The organism is Rhodococcus sp. Q1 (genome assembly GCF_004153645.1).
GTDB classification, from domain to species: Bacteria; Actinomycetota; Actinomycetes; order Mycobacteriales; family Mycobacteriaceae; genus Rhodococcus; species Rhodococcus gordoniae.
In genome coordinates this window covers 154,799-167,870 of record NZ_SDMJ01000003.1, presented here as the reverse complement: position 1 = coordinate 167,870, position 13,072 = coordinate 154,799, and the positions used below count along the sequence as shown (strand labels likewise).

At 68.7% G+C, this 13,072-nt stretch carries 13 protein-coding genes; 2 read left to right on the top strand and 11 right to left on the bottom strand.

Annotated elements, in window-relative coordinates; all coding sequences use genetic code 11:
- Window positions 1–10: 10 nt before the first annotated feature.
- The 5 genes from EQ874_RS09275 to dxr all read right to left on the bottom strand — a co-directional run bounded on the left by EQ874_RS09275 (window position 11) and on the right by dxr (window position 6,420).
- On the bottom strand, window positions 11–1,852 hold the full coding sequence (locus tag EQ874_RS09275; protein ID WP_242496701.1) for a penicillin-binding transpeptidase domain-containing protein: 1,842 nt from the start codon (window positions 1,850–1,852) through the stop codon (window positions 11–13).
- 32 nt (window positions 1,853–1,884) lie between these two features.
- The gene (locus EQ874_RS09270; protein WP_016933176.1) at window positions 1,885–2,721 is read right to left on the bottom strand and encodes a GNAT family N-acetyltransferase; all 837 of its coding nucleotides are present in this window, start codon (window positions 2,719–2,721) and stop codon (window positions 1,885–1,887) included.
- Window positions 2,722–2,835: 114 nt separating this feature from the next.
- On the bottom strand, window positions 2,836–3,990 hold the full coding sequence (gene ispG, locus EQ874_RS09265) for a flavodoxin-dependent (E)-4-hydroxy-3-methylbut-2-enyl-diphosphate synthase (RefSeq protein ID WP_064063381.1): 1,155 nt from the start codon (window positions 3,988–3,990) through the stop codon (window positions 2,836–2,838).
- A gap of 45 nt (window positions 3,991–4,035) precedes the next feature.
- Complete coding sequence (locus EQ874_RS09260) at window positions 4,036–5,253, bottom strand: M50 family metallopeptidase (RefSeq protein ID WP_129976596.1); 1,218 nt, start codon at window positions 5,251–5,253, stop codon at window positions 4,036–4,038.
- Between the two features lie 15 nt (window positions 5,254–5,268).
- Entirely contained in the window at window positions 5,269–6,420 is a 1,152-nt protein-coding gene (gene dxr, locus EQ874_RS09255; protein ID WP_165369230.1) for a 1-deoxy-D-xylulose-5-phosphate reductoisomerase, read from the bottom strand.
- A 151-nt stretch (window positions 6,421–6,571) separates the two neighbouring features.
- Between dxr and EQ874_RS09250 the strand changes: the two genes are divergently transcribed.
- Entirely contained in the window at window positions 6,572–6,820 is a 249-nt protein-coding gene (locus tag EQ874_RS09250) for a DUF2631 domain-containing protein (RefSeq protein WP_129976595.1), read from the top strand.
- Window positions 6,821–6,886: 66 nt separating this feature from the next.
- Here EQ874_RS09250 and rlmN read toward each other — a convergent pair whose 3' ends face one another.
- The gene (gene rlmN, locus EQ874_RS09245) at window positions 6,887–7,996 is read right to left on the bottom strand and encodes a 23S rRNA (adenine(2503)-C(2))-methyltransferase RlmN (RefSeq protein WP_064061626.1); all 1,110 of its coding nucleotides are present in this window, start codon (window positions 7,994–7,996) and stop codon (window positions 6,887–6,889) included.
- A gap of 158 nt (window positions 7,997–8,154) precedes the next feature.
- Here rlmN and EQ874_RS09240 point away from each other — a divergent pair, with 158 nt between their 5' ends.
- The gene (locus EQ874_RS09240) at window positions 8,155–8,994 is read left to right on the top strand and encodes a CoA ester lyase (protein ID WP_129976594.1); all 840 of its coding nucleotides are present in this window, start codon (window positions 8,155–8,157) and stop codon (window positions 8,992–8,994) included.
- Between the two features lie 10 nt (window positions 8,995–9,004).
- On the opposite strand, the gene EQ874_RS09235 is transcribed toward EQ874_RS09240, so the two are convergent.
- The 5 genes from EQ874_RS09235 to tsf all read right to left on the bottom strand — a co-directional run bounded on the left by EQ874_RS09235 (window position 9,005) and on the right by tsf (window position 13,032).
- Window positions 9,005–9,748: a class I SAM-dependent methyltransferase gene (locus tag EQ874_RS09235; protein ID WP_165369229.1), complete on the bottom strand. Its 744-nt coding sequence runs from the start codon at window positions 9,746–9,748 to the stop codon at window positions 9,005–9,007.
- Window positions 9,749–9,756: 8 nt separating this feature from the next.
- Window positions 9,757–10,695, bottom strand: coding sequence for a phosphatidate cytidylyltransferase (locus EQ874_RS09230; RefSeq protein WP_064063378.1), 939 nt, complete (start codon window positions 10,693–10,695; stop codon window positions 9,757–9,759).
- 2 nt (window positions 10,696–10,697) lie between these two features.
- On the bottom strand, window positions 10,698–11,255 hold the full coding sequence (gene frr / locus EQ874_RS09225) for a ribosome recycling factor (protein WP_016935508.1): 558 nt from the start codon (window positions 11,253–11,255) through the stop codon (window positions 10,698–10,700).
- Window positions 11,256–11,283: 28 nt separating this feature from the next.
- Window positions 11,284–12,012 carry a UMP kinase gene (gene pyrH / locus EQ874_RS09220; protein WP_006550976.1) on the bottom strand — a complete coding sequence of 243 codons (729 nt, stop codon included), beginning with the start codon at window positions 12,010–12,012 and terminating at the stop codon, window positions 11,284–11,286.
- A 195-nt stretch (window positions 12,013–12,207) separates the two neighbouring features.
- On the bottom strand, window positions 12,208–13,032 hold the full coding sequence (gene tsf / locus EQ874_RS09215; RefSeq protein WP_064063377.1) for a translation elongation factor Ts: 825 nt from the start codon (window positions 13,030–13,032) through the stop codon (window positions 12,208–12,210).
- Window positions 13,033–13,072: the final 40 nt, after the last annotated feature.

The following is a 13,072-nucleotide window of genomic DNA, read 5'->3' as shown; positions in this document are numbered from 1 at the left end:
AGACCCGAACTCAAGCCCCTTCGTCGTATTCGGGCGGCAGGGCGTCGAACATGTCACGCGTGACCGCGACCGCGTTGTCGGAGCTGCCGCCGCGGACGACGAGCGTCGCGAACGCGAGATCACCGCGGTAGCCGACGAACCACGAGTGCGACCCGCCTTCGACCTCGGCCTCACCGGTCTTGCCGTAGACATCGCCCTGGTCCCGGATGCGATCGGCGGTGCCGCTGGTGATCACCAGCCGCATCATCTCGCGCAGACCCTCCACCATCTCCGGCGTCACCGGCGGCGGTGCACCGTCGACGACCGTCTCGCGCCCGGCGATGAGATAGGGCACGGGGGTGCGGCCGGCAGCGACCGTCGCCGCGGTCAGCGCCATCCCGAACGGGCTGACGACGACCTTGCCCTGGCCGAAGCCGTCCTCGGTCCGTTCGACGAGATCCTCTGCAGGAGGAACCGAACCGGTGAAGGTCGGCATCCCGACCACCTCGTAGTCCACGCCGATCCCGAACCGGGAGGCGGCGATCGTCAACGCGTCCGGCTCCATCTCGGAGGCGAGCTTGGCGAAGGAGGTGTTGCAGGATCGGGCGAACGCCGTGGCGAGAGATACCGTTCCGAGCTCGAATTCGTTGTAGTTCGGCACGCTCCGCTCCCCGATGGTGATGCGGCCGGGGCACGGAACCATGGTATTCGGGGTCGCACGCCCGTCGGCGATCGCCGCACCGGAGGTAATGATCTTGAACGTCGAACCCGGTGGATACTGGCCCGCCAGCGCGACGGGCCCGTCGCGGTCGGCGGCCTTGTTCTGGGCCACCGCCAGGACGGCGCCCGTGGACGCCTCGATCACCACCGTCATCGCCTGTTCGGTCCGCGCATCGACGGCTGCCTGGGCCGCGACCTGAAGGGGACGATCGAGGCTGACCGAGAACGACGGGGCCGGCTGCGGCGGTGTCTCGGTGAGTACCCCGGTGTCGACGCCGTACTGGTTCACCACCACGACACTCCACCCCGCCGTACCGTCGACCTCGTCGATGACGGTCTTCTTGATCTGCCCCACGAGATCGGGAGCGAAGTTGCGGTCGGTCGCGACGAGATCGGCCTGCTCGGTCACCACGACTCCGTCGATCCCCGACAGGCGGGGGGCGACGCGTTCGTAGTCGTCCTCGCGCAGCCGCACCACCGCACGCGGACCGGAGGCGGCCGTCACCGATTCCGCGATGGCCTGCGCGGTGAGCGAGGCATCGAACTCCGAGAGTGCTGATGCGAGCTGACGCGCCGCACCGGCGAGGTCGGTGGCTTTCGACGCGTCGAACGCGATGCCGTAGACCGTGCCGGGGACGAGGATGTCGCTGCCGGCATGCTCGTTGACGCGGGCACGCGGTGCCGGGCTGCTGCGGAGCAGCATGGTCTGTCGTTCGCCGAGCTGTGGGTGCAGCGCGGACTTCGCCCACCGCACGACCCAGTCGGTCCCGCTGCGCCCCATGTTGAGTTCACCGGCGTACTGCCACACCCGTTCCTTCGGCAGGTGCCATTCGTAGCTGTATCCCACGGCGGCGGAGTCGCCGCTGATCCGGACAGATGTGGTTGTGGCCGTGAGAGATTCGGCCTGCAACCCGTCCAGGACCTCCTGCATCGCGACGGCCGCGTCGTCGGGACGGTCGGTGCGGGCCGCCGCCGAGTCCACGTCCTGCGCGGCGAACGAGTCGAGAAATGCCTGGGCGGCCGCCTCGGGACCGGCCGGTCGCGGCGTGCACGCGACGGCCAGACCGAGGAGCACGACGGTCGCCGACAACGCCGCGCAGATCCGGAGCGCGCGGGTGTACGAGGATGCCGGGGTGCCGCTTCGAGGTCTCATCGCCCGTCATCGTAGGCAGAGCCGGCGGGAAATCAGTCGAGCAGCACCGTGGAGAACGTCGCGACCTGACGGAATCCTGCGCGGGCGTAGGCTCCGCGGGCCGGAGCGTTGAAGCTGTTGACGTAGAGACTGGGCAGACGACCGCTGCGAGCGACCGCGCACGCCACAGCGGCTGTGCCGACCGTGCCGAGACCTGTGCCACGGTGTGCGGGATCGACCCAGACGCCCTGGATCTGGCCCACCGTGGACGACTGCGAGCCCACCTCCGCCTTGAACACGACCTGCCCGTTCTCGAAGCGCGCCCAGGCACGTCCCGCCGCGATCAGACTCGCGACACGACGCCGGTAGCCCGCACCGCCGTCGCCGGTTCGCGGATCGATGCCGACCTCCTCGATGAACATCGAGATCGCGGCGGGCAGATACACATCCAGTTCGTCGGTCCGCACGGGCCGGACCAGCGGGTCGGGGTCCACGAGCGGTTCGCGGTCGAGGACGAGGAGGGGTTGCTCGGCGCGCACCTCGCGGGGAGCGCCCCACGTGGATTCGAGCCGCTCCCACATGGGCAGCGCGTACTCGGCGCGACCGACGATGGACGAACACAACCGCGGACCGCGACTCGCGCGTTCGGCGAACGCCTGGATGTCGTCCGGGCTGCCCAGCAGCGGAATGAGGTTGGCACCCGAGAAACACAGCGACGTCTCCGGTCCACCGCGGCTCCACATCTCGCCGCCGACGGCACGTCCGTCGAGCCCGTACTCCTCGATGCGGCCGGCCACCATGCACGCGGCCACGGGGTCTCGGGCGAGCACCCGGAGCACCGCGGCGGTGTCACGTCCGCCCAACGACCGGACACCCAGAAGCTTGAGCACTCGCTCACCACCCGTCGACAAGCCGATACGACATCAGGGTGCCATGTCGGGCGGCGGCGTGGAAACCGGAGGACCCGAAAGTGAGAGAGGCCCGTCCCGTGCGCCCCACCCGTATCAGCCGACCGACACCACGGGACCGCCGCCCGCGGCGTCGCCTTCCATCTCGTCGGCGATCCGCATCGCTTCCTCGATGAGCGTCTCGACGATCTGCGCCTCGGGCACGGTCTTGATGACCTTGCCCTTGACGAAGATCTGGCCCTTGCCGTTTCCGGAGGCCACACCGAGGTCGGCCTCGCGGGCCTCACCGGGGCCGTTGACGACACAGCCCATCACCGCGACCCGCAGTGGCACCTCCATGCCTTCGAGGCCGGCCGTGACCTCGTTGGCGAGGGAGTAGACGTCCACCTGGGCGCGTCCGCAGGACGGGCAGGAGACGATCTCGAGCTTGCGGGGACGCAGGTTCAGGGACTGCAGGATCTGGGTGCCGACCTTGATCTCCTCGGCCGGTGGCGCCGAGAGCGACACGCGGATCGTGTCGCCGATGCCCTCGCTCAGCAGCGCACCGAAGGCCACGGCCGACTTGATGGTGCCCTGGAAGGCCGGACCGGCCTCGGTGACACCCAGATGCAGCGGGTAGTCGCACTGCGCGGCGAGCTGCCGGTAGGCCTCGACCATCACGACCGGGTCGTTGTGCTTGACGGAGATCTTGATGTCGCCGAAGCCGTGTTCCTCGAACAGGCTCGCCTCCCACAACGCCGACTCGACGAGCGCTTCCGGGGTGGCCTTGCCGTACTTGGCCATCAGGCGGGGATCGAGCGAACCGGCGTTGACGCCGATGCGGATGGGGATTCCCGCATCGCCGGCCGCCTTCGCGACCTCTTTGACACGACCGTCGAATTCCTTGATGTTGCCGGGATTGACGCGCACGGCCGCGCAACCGGCGTCGATCGCGGCGAAGATGTACCGCGGCTGGAAGTGGATGTCGGCGATCACCGGGATCTTGCTCTTCTTCGCGATGATCGGGAGTGCGTCGGCGTCCTCCTGACGCGGGCACGCGACACGCACGATGTCGCAGCCGGACGCCGTGAGTTCCGCGATCTGCTGGAGAGTGGCGTTCACGTCGTGCGTCTTCGTGGTGGTCATCGACTGCACGGACACCGGGTGATCGCTGCCGACGCCGACATTTCCGACCATGAGCTGGCGGGTCTTGCGCCGGGGTGCGAGGACCGCAGGAATTTCGGGCATGCCCAATCCGACGGGGCTGGTCACAGTTCGCCTTCTTTCGTCGCTACTCGGCAAGTCTACCGGCGCAGATCAGAACAGCTTGATGGGGTTGACGATGTCTGCTGTGAGTGTGAGCACCATGTATGCCCCACCGATGACCACCGCCACGTAGGTCAGCGGCAACAGTTTCATGTAGTCCACGGGCGGGCCGACGGGCAGCCCGCGCAGGCCGCGCAGCCAGTTGCGGGCCTTCTCGTAGATCGCGACGGCCATGTGCCCGCCGTCGAGCGGCAGCAGCGGGAGGAGGTTGAACGCACCGAGGAAGAAGTTCAGCTGTGCGAGCAACAGCACGAACGATTCCCAGATGCCGCGCTCGGCGAACTGGCCACCGATGACGCTGGCTCCGACGACGCTGACCGGGGTGTCGACCGCACGCTCACCACCGGTGACGGCCGTCCACAGGTCGGCGACCTTGCTCGGCAGGCTCACGAGTGCCTCGGCGGTACGGGCCGCGAGGTAGCCCGTGAAGTCGAGGGTCGCAGGGATCGCCGAGAGCGGCGTGTACTCGATGATTCCCGGCTCACCACCGACACCGATCGCGCCGACCGTCCGGGAGACGGGTTCGGCGTCGGGCGACTCGCTCTCGTACACCCAGCGCTGGACCTGCTGCACCGTGACCGGCACGGTGAGGGTCTCGTCGCCGCGCTCGACGGTGAACGGCACTGTGCCCGACAACGGCTGCGTGGCCCGGACGAGGTCGCCGAACGTTTCGACGGGCTGCCCGTCCACCGCGACGATCACATCGCCCGGTGCGATGCCGGCCTGTTCGGCCGGACCGGGACCCGAACAGTCGGCCGGGGTGTAGTCGGGCGGGCCGTCCTGGGTCGGTGCGGCACAGCCGACGGTGCCCACCACTGCGCGGTTGTCGGTGTTGGGCAGTCCCGCGCTCGCGGCGAGGCCGTAGACGAGCACGATGCCGAGCAGGAAGTTCATCGCGATGCCACCCGACATCACGACCAGACGCTTCCACGTCTTCTGCTTGTACATCGCGCGGTCGACCTCGTCGGGCGCGAGTTCGTCCAGGGCCGTCATACCCGCGATGTCGCAGAACCCGCCGGCCGGAACGGCTTTGAGACCGTATTCGGTCTCCCCGCGGCGGAACGCGAACACACGGGGGCCGAAACCGATGTAGTAACGCCGGACCTTCATGCCCAGCTTCTGCGCCGTCCACATGTGGCCGGCCTCGTGCAGAGCGATCGAGATGGCGATGCCGAGGGCGAACACCACCACGCCCAGTGCGAACATCATGAGTGGCCGATCCTCCTATACGAGTGTGCGCGCCCGGTCGCGGGCCCAGCCGTCGGCGGCGAGCACGTCGTCCACGGTACTGGGTTCGGCGGACCACTCGTGCGCGTCGTTCAGCACGGCCTCGACGGTCTGCACGATCCGCGGGAACGACAGGGTTCCGGCGAGGAAGGCCTCCGCAGCGACCTCGTTGGCCGCGTTGTAGACCGCCGTGAGACATCCGCCTCCGAGACCGGCCTGGCGTGCGAGCCGCACCGCAGGGAAGACGTCGTCGTCGAGGGGTTCGAACTCCCAGGTCGACGCCGCCGAGAAGTCGAGCGCCGGTGCAGCGTGCGCGACGCGGTGCGGCCAGCCGAGAGCCAATGCGATCGGCAACTTCATGGACGGCGGCGACGCCTGGGCGAGCGTGGAACCGTCGACGAAGGTGACCATCGAGTGCACGATCGACTGCGGGTGCACGGTCACGTCGATCCGGTCGTACTCCACGCCGAAGAGCAGGTGCGTCTCGATGAGTTCGAGTCCCTTGTTGACGAGCGTGGCCGAGTTGAGGGTGTTCATCGGTCCCATCGACCAGGTGGGGTGCGCACCGGCCTGCTCGGGTGTCACCGAGTCGAGGCGATCGGCCGTCCAGCCACGGAACGGTCCGCCCGAGGCGGTCAGGACCAGGCGCGCCACCTCGTCGCCGCTGCCGCCACGCAGGCACTGCGCCAGCGCGGAGTGCTCCGAGTCGACAGGAACGATCTGGCCCGGCCCCGCCGCCTTCGTGACGAGCGACCCGCCCGCGACCAGCGACTCCTTGTTCGCCAATGCGAGTCGCGCGCCGGTGCCGAGCGCCGCGAGGGTCGGTTCGAGACCGAGGGAGCCGACGAGGGCGTTGAGCACGACGTCCGCGCCGACCTCACGCACGAGTTCGGTGACGGCGGCCGGGCCGCTCCGGACCGGCAGGTCGAGCCGGGCGGCGGCGTCGGGATCGGCCACGGCGACCTCCCGTACGCCGGTCGCGCGGATCTGCTCGGCGAGCAGGTCGGTCCTGCCGCCGCCGGCGGCGAGACCGACGACTTCGAACTCGTCGGGGTTGGCGGCGATCACGTCGAGTGCCTGGGTACCGATGGAACCGGTGCTGCCCAGCAGGAGCACCCGGGTGCGGGAAGAAGATCGAGTGTCGGCCACGCGAGCATTGTTCCCCACGCACCTGAACAGTTCCTGAACCGCCCGGCCTCCACCCACCGGGAGGCGCCACACGCATGCCCCGCTTCGTACGACAGGGGGTCGTATGTCACGATAAGCAGCAACAGAAGCATCTGGTGAGCAGGAGGAAGCCGTGGCCGGTACCGAGTTGCAGTCCACTCGTAGTGATGTGGCGGCGGAAGTTCCGTCGGCCGAGTGGGGTTGGAGCGGGGAAGCCCCCAAGTTCTTCCGCGTCATGGCCCTGGTCGTCGCGGTGTTCCTGCTGCTGATGCTCATCGGCAACCACGAGGGACACGTGGAGAGCCTGTACCTGATCGGCTCGGCGGCCCTGCTCGTCTTCATCGTCGCGCGCGACGCGGTGCGCCGGCGCCGTCTGCGCTAGTTCCACGAACGTTCGGGGCCCGTCCGGAATTCTCCGGACGGGCCCTGTCGTGTCTTCGGTGCCGCCTCAGCCTTCGGCGGCGAGCTGCCCGCAGGCTGCCGCGATCTCCTGGCCACGGGTGTCGCGCACGGTGCACGACACGCCCTGGGCCTGCACGCGCCGCACGAATTCGCGTTCGACGTCCTTCGGGCTGGCGTCCCACTCGCTGCCCGGTGTGGGGTTCAGTGGGATCAAGTTGACGTGCACGAGCGACCCGAGCGCCTTGTGGAGCTTCTTGCCGAGCATGTCGGCGCGCCACGGCTGGTCGTTGACGTCGCGGATGAGGGCGTACTCGATCGAGACGCGCCGGCCGGTCTTGTCGGCGTAGTACCGCGCCGCCTCGAGAACCTCGGCGACCGACCACCTGTTGTTGACGGGGACGAGGGTGTCGCGCAGTTCGTCGTCCGGGGTGTGCAGCGACACCGCGAGGGTGACGCTCAGACCTTCGTCGGCGAGGCGCCGGATGGCCGGTGCCAGTCCCACGGTGGAGACGGTGACCGAGCGCTGCGACAGGCCGAGCCCTTCGGGGGCAGGTGAGGTGATGCGGCGCACCGCCGCGACCACCCGCTTGTAGTTCGCGAGCGGCTCCCCCATGCCCATGAACACGACGTTCGACAGCCGTCCGGGTCCGCCGGCGACGTCACCGTCGCGCAGCGCCGCAGCAGCCGCACGCACCTGATCGACGATCTCCGCCGTGGACAGGTTCCGGTCGAGGCCGCCCTGGCCTGTCGCGCAGAACGGGCACGCCATGCCGCATCCCGCCTGGCTCGAGATGCACAGCGTGGCGCGGTCGGGATACCGCATGAGCACGCTCTCGAGCAGGGTGCCGTCGTGCGCGCGCCACAACGTCTTGCGGGTCTCCCCTCCGTCGCACGCGATGTGCTTGACCGCGCTGAGCAGAGGCGGGAACAGCGACTCCCCCACCTTGTCGCGGACGGCGGCGGGAAGATCGGTCATCTTCGCCGGATCCGCCTCGAGCCGTCCGTAGTACTGCCGGGCGAGCTGGTCGGCACGGAAGGCCGGCAGCCCCAGTTCGCGCACCGCGTCGCGACGCTGATCTGCGTCGAGGTCGGCAAGATGGCGCGGCGGCAGACCACGCTTGGGCGCATCGAAGACCAGGGGCAGAGAAGAAGCCATAATCACCCATTGTCCCATGATCCGGGACGGATGGGTCGCGGTGTCGCTGTGATGCTCGCCCCCCTTCGGGGGCCGTGATGTTTCTTCCCGTCCGGGATCGGTCCCGATCGGTTCCGCACACTCCGAGTCGCCCGGCGCCGGAGTGGGAATGCGGGAGGATGGACATCATGACCGGTCTCGTCGCTCCCGAAGTCGCACGCTCGTGGCTGCTCGTTCCGGGCCGCTCCCCCGAACTCTTCGACGCCGCCGCCGGCTCTCCGGCCGATGCGGTGGTGCTCGACCTCGAAGACGCGGTGCCGGCCCCGGCCAAGCCGGCGGCACGCGACGACGTCGTCGCGTGGCTTCGCGGTGGCGGGCAGGCCTGGGTGCGCATCAACGACGCCACCACGTCGTTCTGGACCGACGATCTCGCCGCGCTCTCCGGGGTCCCCGGCCTCCGGGGCGTGATGCTCGCCAAGGCCGAGAGCGGTCACCAGGTCGAGGCCACCGCCGACCGTCTGCCGGAGGGCACCCGCATCCTGGTGCTGATCGAGTCGGCGATGGGTCTGGAGGCGGCTCCCGAGATCGCCCGGGCCGAGGGCACCTTCCGCCTGGTCTTCGGCAGCGGCGACTTCCGGCGCGACACCGGTATGAGCGACAGCCCGATGGCGATGGCGTACGCCCGGTCGCGACTGGTGATCACGAGCCGCGCCGCACGCCTGCCCGGACCCATCGACGGCCCCACCCTCAGCGACGATCCCGACGTGCTCGAACGCGAAGCCGAGCTGACCCGCTCGATGGGGATGACCGGCAAGCTGTGCATGACGGCCGAGCGCGCGTCGTACGCGAACGTCGCGCTGAGCCCGAACACCACGGATGTCGACTGGGCGGAGGGCGTGATCGATCGGCTCGGCGAGGACGGCCGCAACGTCCGCGACGGCAGCGACCTGCCGAATCTCGCGAAGGCGAAGAAGATCACCGAACTCGCGAGAATGTTCGGTATCGGCCGGTCGCGCTGAGGGGCGCGGCTCAGCGTAGTTCGAGGCGGGCGGGTCTGCGGCGCACGTGCAGCCGGTAGCGGACGGTGAGCGTCGTGCCGGGTGTCTCCCGGATCGCCCGGGCCGCGACTCGAGGTCCGAACTCGATGCCGAGCACGCGCGCCAGCGTCGCACGGTCCGGGAACTCCCATTGCGTGTCGATCCGGCGCAGGTCGAAGCCCTGGGCGTCGAAGAACCTTTCGACCGCCGCCGGGTCGTAGTGCGGCAGGTCGTCTCGCATCCAGTCGCCGTAGGGGTGAGCGGTGGCGTCGAGGTCGACGACGGCGAGCGCGCCACCCGGACGCAGCACGCGCATCGCCTCGAGGATGCCGGCACCGCAACCGGGACCGAAGAAGTAGGCGGTGCGGGCGTGGACGAGGTCCACCGACGCATCGGGCACAGGCATGTCGGCGGCGGCGCCTTCCGCCACGGTGACCGAGGGAAGATCGCGCACGCGGGCGCGTGCCGCAGCGACCAGCGGCGGATGCGGTTCGATCCCGGTCACCGCGCGCGCGTCGGCCGCGAACATCGGAAGGTGGAAACCCGAGCCGCACCCCACGTCGACGACGTCGCGACCGGTCCAGTCCGCGACCTGCCGCAGCGCCGCGTACACGGCGCCACGGGGGTCCTGCGCGCGGTTCTCCTCCTCGTACACCTCGGGCCAGTGCCAGATGTTGGGGCTGGCGATCACACCGCCACCCGACGTCGGCGTACGGAGCTTCGACGAACGCACCATCGGCCGGGCTACACGAAGGCCGTCAGGATCAGCCAGGTGACGAAGGCCGACGGCAGGATCGAATCGAGCCGGTCCATGATGCCGCCGTGGCCGGGCAGCAGGGTGCCCATGTCCTTGATCCCGAGATCGCGTTTGACCTGCGACTCGATCAGGTCGCCGGCTGTGGCGGTAAGGGCGAGCACCGCACCGAGCAGTACACCGACCCACCACGGTCCGTCCAGCAGGAAGACGACGGTGAGGACGCCGGTGGCGATACACGCCGCGAGCGACCCGCCGAATCCCTCCCAGGACTTCTTCGGGCTGATCGCGGGCACCATCGGGTGCTTGCCGAACAGCACGCCGGCCGCGTAACCACCGATGTCCGACGCGACGCACACGAGCATCAGGCAGAACACACGCTGGGCGCCCTGATCCTGGAGGACCATGAGGGTCGCGAAGGACGCGAGCAGCGGCAGCCAGGCGGCGACGAAGACCGCAACCGCGGTGTCGCGCAGGTAGTTGCGTGGCTGCGCGACGAGGCCGTGATCGAACAGGCGCCACAGCATCGTCACCACGACCGTGCCCGCGAACGCGCCCAGCACACCCGTTGTGCCGTACGGCCACCCGAGCCAGATCATCGCCTGGCCACCGGCCAGCAACGGCAGTCTGGGGACGAGCACGTCCGCCTCGCGCAGACGCTTGGTGACCTCCCAGGTCGCGATACCGATCGCGGCCGCGACCACCGCGAGCCAGGCCGTCGGGGCGAACAGCAGGATCCCGATGACGAGCGCACCCAGACCACCGCCGACCGCGAAGGCGGCGGGAAGGTCACGTCCGGCCCGCGACGGCTTCTCGACCGGCTCCGACCCGGGGTCGGTCGCCGGTGCCGGGTCTGCAGGGGTGGCACCGGAGTCGGCTCCGGCACCGAGTGGAAGCTGCGGGTCGGAGGACCCGTCGGCTCGGCCCACTGTCAGACCTCCATCAGTTCGGCTTCCTTGTGCTTCATCAACTCGTCGATCTGACCGACGTATTTCGCGGTCGTCTTGTCGAGCTCCTTCTCGGCACGGTTCACGTCGTCCTCACCGGCTTCGCCGTCCTTCTGGATGCGGCCGAGTTCCTCCATCGCCTTGCGGCGGACGTTGCGCACCGCCACCTTGGCGTCCTCGCCCTTGGCTCTGGCCTGCTTGACGAGTTCGCGGCGACGCTCCTCGGTGAGCTGCGGGACCGAGATGCGGATGATGTTGCCGTCGTTGGAGGGGTTGACCCCGAGATCGGAGTTGCGGATCGCGGTCTCGATCGCGTTCAGCTGCGAGGCCTCGTACGGCTTGACGATGACCATGCGCGCTTCGGGAACATTGATGCTGGCGATCTGCGTGATCGGCGTGGGAGCACCGTAGTAGTCGACGACGATGCGGTTGAACATGCCCGGGTTCGCCCGACCGGTCCGAATGCCGGCCAGATCGTCCCGGGCCACCGTGACGGCTTTCTCCATCTTCTCTTCGGCTTCGAAGAGGGCTTCATCGATCACGGCAGTTCCTCCATGTTCCGTTGTCCGTTCATGACCGTACGAGTGTTCCGATCTTCTCACCGGCGATGGCTCGAGCGATATTGCCCTTGGTCAGCAGATTGAAGACCATGATCGGCATGGCGTTGTCCATGCACAGGCTGAAGGCGGTCGCGTCGGCGACCTTGAGGCCCTGTTCGATGACCTCGCGATGGGTGATCTCCTCGAACAGCACCGCATCGGGGTTGGTGCGCGGGTCGTCGGAGTAGACGCCGTCCACGGCCTTCGCCATGAGGACGACCTCGGCGCCGATCTCGAGGGCACGCTGCGCGGCGGTGGTGTCGGTGGAGAAGTACGGCATACCCATGCCTGCACCGAAGATGACCACGCGCCCCTTCTCGAGGTGCCGGCGCGCACGCAGCGGCAGGTAAGGCTCCGCGACCTGCCCCATCGTGATCGCCGTCTGCACGCGGGTATCGATGCCTTCCTTCTCCAGGAAGTCCTGCAGCGCAAGGGAATTCATGACCGTGCCGAGCATGCCCATGTAATCGGACCGCGCACGCTCGAGACCACGCTGCTGAAGTTCGGCGCCGCGGAAGAAGTTGCCGCCACCGATCACCACCGCGACCTCGGCGCCCCCGCGCACGACCTCTGCGATCTGCTGGGCCACCGTCGTCACCACATCCGGGTCGAGTCCGACCTTGCCACCGCCGAACATCTCGCCGCCGAGCTTGAGCAGTACCCGGCGGAATCCGGGCCGATCGTGGGCGTGGTCGGACATGACTCTCCTCTGGTTGCACATGAATCGGCCCTTACCATCCTGCCTCATCCACCCTGGGGAACCGAGATCGGGCGGATCGACACGCCACACCTGTCACCGCGCGACACGCGCGGGCGCCTCCGGGCCCGAGGCGGCGTGGCCCGACACACCTCGACCCCGCCGGTTGTGAACCGACGGGGTCGAGGAGTGGAAGAACTAGCTGGCGCCGACCTCGAAACGCACGAAGCGGGTGACGGTCGCACCGGCCTCGTCGAGGATCGCCTTGACGGTCTTCTTCGAGTCCGTCACGGACGCCTGCTCGAGCAGGACGACGTCCTTGAAGTAACCGTTGACACGGCCTTCGACGATCTTCGGCAGGGCCTGCTCCGGCTTGCCCTCGGCCTTGGCGGTCTCCTCGGCGATACGACGCTCGTTGGCGACGACCTCCTCGGGAACCTCGTCGCGGCTGACGTACTTGGCCTTCAGCGCGGCGATCTGCATCGCGGCACCGCGAGCGGCCTCGGCAGCAGCGTCGCCCTCACCGGTGTACTCGACGAGCACGCCGACCGACGGCGGCAGGTCCGAAGCACGCTTGTGCAGGTAGACGGCGGTCTGGCCCTCGAACGCCGCGACGCGACGCAGTTCGAGTTTCTCGCCGATCTTCGCGGACAGCTCCTGGACGAGGGTGTCGACGGTCTTGCCGTCGGCCTCGACGGCCTTGAGTGCCTCGACGTCGTTCGAGCGGGCCTGCGCGGCAGCGGTGACGACCTTGTCGGCGAGAGCCTGGAACTCGTCGTTCTTGGCGACGAAGTCGGTCTCGGAGTTCAGCTCGACCAGAACGCCGTCCTTGGCGACGACGAGGCCCTCGGCGGTGGAGCGCTCGGCGCGCTTGCCCACGTCCTTGGCACCCTTGATGCGCAGCTGCTCGACGGCCTTGTCGAAGTCGCCGTCGTTGTCGGCGAGCGCGTTCTTGCAGTCCAGCATTCCGGAGCCGGTGAGCTCACGAAGACGCTTGACGTCGGCGGCGGTGTAGTTCGCCATGGAAGCGAGCCTCCTGTGTCTGTGGTGGAAAAGTCTCGGG

What these genes read in the sequence shown, in the direction of transcription:
- pyrH (WP_006550976.1), bottom strand. Translation starts at nt 12,012, where the DNA reads ATGTCCGACCACGCCCACGATCGGCCCGGATTCCGCCGGGTACTGCTC.
- tsf (WP_064063377.1), bottom strand. Translation starts at nt 13,032, where the DNA reads ATGGCGAACTACACCGCCGCCGACGTCAAGCGTCTTCGTGAGCTCACC.
- rlmN (WP_064061626.1), bottom strand. Translation starts at nt 7,996, where the DNA reads ATGGCTTCTTCTCTGCCCCTGGTCTTCGATGCGCCCAAGCGTGGTCTG.
- EQ874_RS09260 (WP_129976596.1), bottom strand. Translation starts at nt 5,253, where the DNA reads ATGATGTTCGCACTGGGCGTGGTGGTGTTCGCCCTCGGCATCGCCATC.
- EQ874_RS09275 (WP_242496701.1), bottom strand. Translation starts at nt 1,852, where the DNA reads ATGAGACCTCGAAGCGGCACCCCGGCATCCTCGTACACCCGCGCGCTC.
- EQ874_RS09240 (WP_129976594.1), top strand. Translation starts at nt 8,155, where the DNA reads ATGGACATCATGACCGGTCTCGTCGCTCCCGAAGTCGCACGCTCGTGG.
- EQ874_RS09235 (WP_165369229.1), bottom strand. Translation starts at nt 9,748, where the DNA reads ATGGTGCGTTCGTCGAAGCTCCGTACGCCGACGTCGGGTGGCGGTGTG.